A 7632-nucleotide genomic window follows, 5' to 3' on the forward strand; every position below is an offset into this window, starting at 1 on the left:
GTCAGATGTGTATACGAGACAGCCCCGGAACCTCCCGGAGCCCTTCCTTCCGTCCCCAAGACGGCCGCTCCACCCCTGTGAAGCGCACGCAAGGTGGGGGTGCTTCGTACGTCCCGCCAACTGTCCGGGACCGGTGGGCAGCGGGCTGTCAGCGAGGCTTCAGCGGACCGGCACCCGGGGCAGTGCGGACGCCAGCGCCAGGTCCCGCGTGAGCTCCGCCTCGCGCGCCTGACGCTGGGCCGGGGAGGGGAACGCGATGGCCGCCAGGGACTCCGTCGCCGCGGCGGCGATGCGGTCCACGCCGTCCCGGGAGATGACGCCCGCGTGGAACGCGTCCACCGCCGCGCCCACGTACGTGTCGAAGAAGAAGACGTGCTTCGCGCGCCAGGCGTCGCGCTGCTCCTGCGGCGTCGCCACCACGTCGTGGATGAACACGGCGCGCACGGCATGGGGCAGGGCCTCGCGCATCCTCGCGCCGAACTCCACGTCGCCCTGGCCGCTGTCGCCCACGAAGACGAAGCCGTACTCGGGGAAGAGGCGCGCGTACTGTTCGAAGTTCTCGAACTTCTTCTGCGCGATGCGGGTGTTGCCCAGCAGGTAGAAGAAGCTGCCGGAGAGCATCACCGCCAGCGGCACGCCGCGCTTGCTCAGCGAGTCCAGCGTCGCGTTCTCGATGAGGCCCAGCGGATCCTGCGGCCGCGCGCTCACGAACACGAGGTCGCCCGCGCGGCCCGGGATGATGCCCGGCCCCCGGTCCAGCTCCTGGTAGAACGCGAGCACGCCCGGGTACACCGTCTTCGACGGGTAGCGCTTGTCCACCCAGTTGACGAAGAACGTGTCGTCGATGTCGCTCAGGACCTTGTTCTCCCCGCTGGGGAAGGCCTGGGCCTCGCGCTGGAAGTGGGCGAGCAGCTCCGCGCGCAGCGCCACGTCGTCCACGTCGTCGAACACCAGCTTGTGCAGGTCGTGGTACTCGCCGCCCGCCTCCAGCAGGTTCTTGAAGCCGGTCAGCTCGCGGCCCTTCAATGCCAGGAACAGGTCGCGCAACCGTCGCTCCGCCTGCGAGCGCGTGGCGCCCTTCTGGAGCGCGGTGGCCAGCGACGCGCGCACCGGCAGGGACAGCTCCGCCGCGCGGCGCGTGCACAACAGGTCCAGCAGCGCCGTGTGGTGGGCCGGGCCCACCAGCCGGTCGTCCAGGTCCGACAGGAGGCGTACCAGGTCCACGTTGGACAGGAGGAAGTTCAGCTCCTCGCTGGTGGCGCCCTCCAGCAGGTCCAGGATGCGGCGCTCGTCCTCCCGGTCCGTGTGGCCCGTCATGTCCCGGCGGAGCGCCTGGAGCTTCGTCGTCGCAATGGACAGGTCCATGGGTGGTCTCCCTCCTGGCAGCCTATGCGTCCGCCAGGAGGACGGGCCAGCCCCCGTGACAGGCGCGGCGGTTCCTGATTGCCTGCGCGACATGACGGCGTCCCCCACCTCCACGCCCCTCGACCTGCGCCCCGACGAGGTCCACGTGTGGATCGTCGAACCCGAGCGCATCGAAGACCCACGCCTGCTGGAGGCCTACAAGGCCCTCCTGGATACCGGCGAGCGCGAGCGGCAGCGGCGCTTCCACTTCGAGCGGCATCAGCGGCAGTACCTGGTGTCCCACGCGCTGGTGCGGCTGACCCTGTCGCGCTACGCGCCCGTCGCGCCGGAGGCCTGGCGCTTCGTCCCCAACGAGTACGGCCGGCCCGCCATCGTGGGTCCGGTGGGGCAGTGGCTGCGCTTCAACCTGAGCCACACGGACGGCATGGCCCTGGTCGCGGTGGGCCGGGACGTGGACCTGGGCGCGGACATCGAGGACGCGGAGCGGCCGGGTGAGACGGTGGAGATCGCCGACCACTACTTCGCGAAGACGGAGGTGCAGGCCCTGCGCGCGCTGCCCAAGGAGCGCCAGCGCGAGCGGTTCTTCGAGTACTGGACCCTGAAGGAGGCCTACATCAAGGCGCGCGGCGCGGGCCTGTCCCTGCCGTTGGATCAGTTCGCCTTCGACCTGGTGCCCGGGCAGATGCCGGGCATCACCTTCGACCCGCGCATGAACGACCTGCCGGACGTGTGGCAGTTCATGCAGCACAAGCCGTCCACCCGGCACCAGGCGGCGCTGGCCTTCCGCAGGCCCCGGGGTGGGGCGCTCACGGTGCGCTGGCAGCACACCGTGCCGCTGTCCGGGGACATGGCCCCGGTCATCAAGACGGCTTAAGGCTGCGCCGTCATCCAGCGCGTCAGGTCCTCGCGCACGGCGGCCAGCACCGGCGGGCCGTGCGTGCGGATGAAGAAGTGGCCTCCCTCGAAGTGGCGCAGGCGCACGTCGGCGGTGGACTCCTCGCGCCAGTGCTCCATCACGTCCAGGCCCACGTGCTTGTCGCCCTTGCCCGCGTACACGGACAGCGGGATGTCCAGCGGGCCCGCGTCCTTGCCGTTCTCCGACCAGGCCAGCGCGAAGTCCGCGCGCAGCGTGGGGAGGATGAGCTCCAGCAGCTCCTTGTGCTGGAGGACCTCCTCCGGCGTGCCGTCGTACTCGCGCAGCTTCGCGATGAAGCCCGCGTCATCCAGCGCGTGGATGGGCTCCCGGTCGTTGTGCGACGGCGGAGGCGCCGCCGCCGCGATGAAGCCCACCGGCCTGGGGCCGCCCTGGCGCTTCAGCGTCCGGGCCACCTCCAGGCCGATGCGCGCCCCCATGCTGTAGCCGAACAGCGCGAAGGGCCGGTCCATCAGCGGCGTCAGCGCCGGCATCAGCACGTCCATCAGCTCCGGCATGGACTTGAGCGCGGGCTCCATCAGGCGCCGCTCGCGCCCGGGCAGCTGCACCGCGCACAGCTCCACGCCCGTGGGCAGCGCCAGGTTCCAGGACTGGTAGATGGCCGCGCTGCCGCCGGCGAAGGGCAGGCAGAACAGGCGCAGCCGGGGCTCCGGAAGCGGCTTGCGGGACGGGAACCAGCGATCGAGGACGGGAGGAGAGGCGCTTGCCATGGCGCGGCCGTCTATACCATGGCCCCCCCGCGCGAAAGCGCCCTCCCGCACCCGGGGTGAGAACCGCGGATCCGCACCGGGAGTGGACGCGTGAAACATCCATCCCAGCAGGTCGTCCGGCCATGTTTCACGCGTCCCCTCCGGCATGTCACATCCGCCGTGTCTCACACCCGGAAGACGCGGAAACTTCCACGCGCACGGTTGGGGCCGGGGAGGGTTGTGGTAGCTTGCTTGACCGTGAGCTACGAGCTTTCACATCTTGAGGCGCTGGAAGCCGAGTCCATCTTCATCATCCGGGAAGTGGCGGCGGAGCTGGACCGGCCGGTGCTGCTCTTCTCCGGTGGCAAGGACTCCGCGGTGATGTTGCACCTGGCGGTGAAGGCCTTCTGGCCCGCGCCGCTGCCGTTTCCGCTGATGCACGTGGACACGGGGCACAACTTCCCGGAGGTCATCCAGTATCGCGACGAACGGGTGGCGGAGTTGGGCGCGCGGCTCATCGTCGCGTCCGTGCAGGAGGCCATCGACGCGGGCAAGGTGACGGAGGAGAAGGGTCCTCGCGCGTCCCGCAACCGCCTGCAGACGCAGCCGCTCTTGGAAGCCATCGAGAAGAACGGCTTCAACGCCGTCTTCGGCGGCGCCCGGCGCGACGAGGAGAAGGCCCGCGCGAAGGAGCGCGTGTATTCCTTCCGCGACGAGTTCGGCCAGTGGGATCCGAAGAACCAGCGGCCGGAGTTGTGGGCGCTCTACAACGGCCGTCACCGCCGGGGTGAGCACCTGCGCGTGTTCCCCCTGTCCAACTGGACCGAGCTGGACATCTGGCAGTACATCAGCCGGGAGAACGTGGCGCTGCCGTCCATCTACTACACGCACCGGCGCGAGGTGTTCCGCCGGGACGGCATGCTGATGGCCTGGTCGCCCTTCATGTCCATGATGCCCGGCGAGACGGTGACGACGGAGACGGTGCGCTTCCGCACCGTGGGCGACATGACGTGCACCGCGTGCGTGCCGTCCACCGCGTCCACGGTGGAGCAGGTCATCGCGGAGGTGACGGCCTCCCGCGTGACGGAGCGTGGCGCCAGCCGCGCGGACGACAAGTTCTCTGAGACGGCGATGGAAGACCGCAAGCGCGAGGGATACTTCTAGTGGAACTGCTGAGATTCGCGACCGCGGGCTCCGTGGATGACGGCAAGAGCACCCTCATCGGGCGGCTGCTGTACGACACGAAGTCCATCCTCGAGGACCAGCTCGCCGCGGTGGAGCGCACGAGCCAGGCCCGGGGTGACGAGTACGTCAACCTGGCGCTGCTGCTGGACGGCCTGAAGGCCGAGCGCGAGCAGGGCATCACCATCGACGTGGCGTACCGCTACTTCTCCACGGCGAAGCGCAAGTTCATCATCGCGGACACGCCCGGACACCTTCAGTACACGCGCAACATGGTGACGGGCGCGTCCACGGCGGACCTGGCGCTCATCCTGGTGGACGCGCGCAAGGGCGTGCTGGAGCAGACGCGGCGCCACGCGTTCATCGCGTCGCTCTTGCGCGTGCCGCACCTGGTGCTGTGCGTGAACAAGATGGACCTGGTGGACTACGACCAGGGCGTCTTCGACCGCATCCGGGAGGAGTTCCGCCAGTTCTCCATGAAGCTGGACGTGTCCGACCTGTCGTTCATCCCCATCTCCGCGCTGGGCGGGGACAACGTGGTGACGCGCTCGGAGAAGATGGCCTGGTACCAGGGCCCCACGCTCCTGCACCACCTGGAGAACGTGCACATCGCGTCCGACCGGGACCTCATCCACCTGCGCTTCCCCGTGCAGGGTGTCATCCGTCCCGCCTCCGCGAAGAAGTTCCACGACTACCGCGCGTACTCCGGGCAGCTGCTGGGCGGCGTGATGCGTCCGGGCGACGAGGTGATGGTGATGCCGTCCGGCTTCACCACGCGCATCAAGGCGCTGGAGCTGGCCGGCAAGCCGCTGAAGGAAGCGTTCCCGCCCATGTCGGTGAACGTGTCGCTGGAGGAGGAGCTGGACATCAGCCGAGGCGACATGCTGTGCCGCCCGGGCAACCCGCCCACCGCGAGCCAGGACATCGACGCGATGGTGTGCTGGCTGTCGGACTCCACGCAGCTCAACAGCGGCTCGCGCCTGGCCATCAAGCACACCACCCGCATGGCGCGCGCGATGGTGAAGAACCTGCACTACCGGCTGGACGTCAACACGCTGCACCGCGACGAGCAGAGCTCCGGCTTGAAGCTCAACGAGGTGGGCCGGGTGACGCTGCGCACGACGGTGCCGCTGTTCTTCGACGAGTACCGGCGCAACCGCAGCACCGGCAGCTTCATCCTCATCGACGAAGGCACCAACGCCACCGTGGGCGCGGGGATGATCAACGGCCCCGCCGTGGACAGGTAGAGGTAAATGGCGATGCAACAGCGTCCGGGCTTCATCCTCTGGTTCACCGGCATGTCCGGCGCGGGCAAGAGCACGCTGTCCACCGCGGTGGCGCGGCAGCTCGCGCCCGTGCAGCGCGTGGAGCTGCTCGATGGGGACGAGGTGCGCACGTACCTCTCCCGAGGCCTGGGCTTCAGCCGCGCGGACCGCGAGGAGAACGTCCGGCGCATCGGCTACGTGGCGCGGGTGCTGGCCAGGCACGAGGTGGGCGTCATCACCGCCGCCATCTCTCCGTACAAGAGCTCCCGGGACGAGGTGCGCGCCCTGGCCACCCAGGCGGGCATCCCGTTCCTGGAGTGCTACGTCCAGGCCAGCCTGGACGCGCTCATCGCCCGGGACGTGAAGGGGCTCTACAAGAAGGCCCTGGCCGGGGAGATTCCGCACTTCACCGGCGTGTCGGACCCGTACGAGCCGCCCGAGTCCCCCGAAATCACCGTCCGCTCCGACGCGGAGACGGTGGAGGCGGGGCTGGAGCGCATCCTCGACACGCTGAGGGACCGGGGGCTGCTGGCCCCCGCCGCCAGCGCCGCCTGAGGGGCTTTTCGGCTAGGCTTGGGACCCGGGAGGGGGTCTCCAAGCCGTGCCGATGCTCGTCTACAACCCAGGGCAGCCGGATGAGCTGTCCTACCCGCTGGGGGACGCGCCCATCACCATCGGGCGCGCGGACGACCAGGGCATCTGCATTCCCCACCGCAGCCTGTCGCGCCAGCACGCCCGCATCGAATCCGCCGACGGGCGCTTCTTCGTCACCGACCTCCAGAGCAAGAACGGCACCTTCGTCAACGGCGTGCAGATCCGCCGCAAGGAGCTGCGCCCCGGCGACACGCTGACGCTGGGGGAGCTCGTCTTCCTGCTCACCCATGAAGCGCCACCGGCCGTGCCCTCGGGCCCGTCCGGAGAACCCCGGCCCCAGCTCACGCGCGCGCTCACCCGCGTGCCGCTGAAGACGCTGGTGCAGGCGGTGTCCGGCACGGAGAAGTCCGCGGTGGAGGCCGCCGGCATGGCCACGCGCGCCCGCGAGCGGATGCGCATCCTCCAGGAGGTGGCAAAGCTGCTCTCCGTCACGGACGACCTGGAGGCGCTGCCCGGCAAGGTGCTGGACCTGGCCTTCCAGATCCTTCACGTGGACCGGGGCGTCATCCTGCTGGTGGACGAGGCCACCGGGAAGCTGGAGCCCCGGGTGACGAAGACGGCGGAGGGCACCGCCGTGCGCGGGCCCATCTACAGCCAGAACATCGTGGACTACGTGCTGCGCCGGAGCGTGGCGGCGCTCTTCTCCGACGCGGTGAACGACCCGCGCCTGGGCGCCGCGGAGTCCGTCATCTTCAGCTCCATCCGCGCCTCCATGTGCGTGCCGCTCAAGCCCCGTGATGAGGTGCTGGGCGTGCTGTACGTGGACAACGTCTCCACGCCCAAGTCCTTCTCCGAGGACGACCTGGACTTCCTCGTCGCGTTCGCGGGGCAGGCGGCGCTCGCGCTGGAGAACGCCCGGCTCTACCGCCGCATCGAGCAGGAGACGGTGCAGCGCATGCAGCTCATCATGGACGCGAAGCTGGCCTCGCTCGCGGCGCTGGTGGGCGGCATGGCGCACGAGCTGCGCAACCCGCTCAACTTCATCAGCAACTTCGCGGGCCTCTCCGTGGGCCTCACCGAGGACCTGGCGGACGTGCTGGCGCCGCAGCGCGAACGGCTGACGGCCGGATCCGTGCGCGACGTGGACGAAGCGCTCGCGTGCCTGCGCACCAACGTCCAGAAGATCAACGAGCACGGCCGCCGCGCGGACTCGGTCATCCAGGGCATGCTCCTGCACGCGCGCCGCTCCGCCGGGCCTCGCGAGCCGGTGGACCTGAACGCGCTGGTCGCGGAGAGCGTCGCGCTGGGGCAGGGCGGCATGCGGGGCGAGCCCCTGTCCGTCCGCCTGGAGGCCGAGTACGACCCGGCCGTGGGCCCGCTGGAGCTCAGCCGCGCGGACGTGGGCCGCGTCATCATCAACGTCGTGGACAACGCGCTCTACGCCATGCGTCAGAAGCGCCAGGCGCAGGGCGCCACGTACGTGCCGGTGCTCAAGGTTCGCACCCTCGCGCGTCAGGAGCAGGTGGAGGTCCGGCTGCGCGACAACGGGCCGGGCATCCCCTCGGAGAGCGCGGGCAGAATCTTCGACCCGTTCTTCACGACC

Annotated in this window: 7 protein-coding genes; 5 read left to right on the forward strand and 2 right to left on the reverse strand. The window is 69.8% G+C overall.

All coding sequences use genetic code 11. The features are described from left to right. Positions 1-159: 159 nt before the first annotated feature. Positions 160-1365: a phosphatase domain-containing protein gene (locus tag D7X55_RS31620; RefSeq protein ID WP_121725013.1), complete on the reverse strand. Its 1206-nt coding sequence runs from the start codon at positions 1363-1365 to the stop codon at positions 160-162. 91 nt (positions 1366-1456) lie between these two features. Between D7X55_RS31620 and D7X55_RS31625 the strand changes: the two genes are divergently transcribed. After that, complete coding sequence (locus D7X55_RS31625) at positions 1457-2239, forward strand: 4'-phosphopantetheinyl transferase superfamily protein (protein WP_121725014.1); 783 nt, start codon at positions 1457-1459, stop codon at positions 2237-2239. On the opposite strand, the gene D7X55_RS31630 is transcribed toward D7X55_RS31625, so the two are convergent. Continuing rightward, entirely contained in the window at positions 2236-3009 is a 774-nt protein-coding gene (locus D7X55_RS31630) for a thioesterase II family protein (protein ID WP_121725015.1), read from the reverse strand. The two genes, D7X55_RS31625 and D7X55_RS31630, sit on opposite strands and share 4 nt — an antisense overlap. A gap of 237 nt (positions 3010-3246) precedes the next feature. Here D7X55_RS31630 and cysD point away from each other — a divergent pair, with 237 nt between their 5' ends. The 4 genes from cysD to D7X55_RS31650 all read left to right on the forward strand — a co-directional run. Next, complete coding sequence (gene cysD / locus D7X55_RS31635) at positions 3247-4152, forward strand: sulfate adenylyltransferase subunit CysD (protein ID WP_120551446.1); 906 nt, start codon at positions 3247-3249, stop codon at positions 4150-4152. Then, positions 4152-5417 (forward strand): sulfate adenylyltransferase subunit 1, encoded by a 1266-nt coding sequence (locus tag D7X55_RS31640; protein WP_120551432.1) that lies wholly within the window; start codon positions 4152-4154, stop codon positions 5415-5417. The genes cysD and D7X55_RS31640 overlap by 1 nt, the downstream gene beginning before the upstream one ends. A 12-nt stretch (positions 5418-5429) precedes the next feature. Next, on the forward strand, positions 5430-5990 hold the full coding sequence (gene cysC, locus D7X55_RS31645) for an adenylyl-sulfate kinase (protein ID WP_120551431.1): 561 nt from the start codon (positions 5430-5432) through the stop codon (positions 5988-5990). A gap of 52 nt (positions 5991-6042) precedes the next feature. After that, on the forward strand, positions 6043-7632 hold a 1590-nt coding region (locus D7X55_RS31650), incomplete at its 3' end, for an FHA domain-containing protein (RefSeq protein WP_121725016.1).

Source organism: Corallococcus sp. AB049A (genome assembly GCF_003668885.1).
In the GTDB taxonomy this organism is placed as follows: domain Bacteria; phylum Myxococcota; class Myxococcia; order Myxococcales; family Myxococcaceae; genus Corallococcus; species Corallococcus interemptor.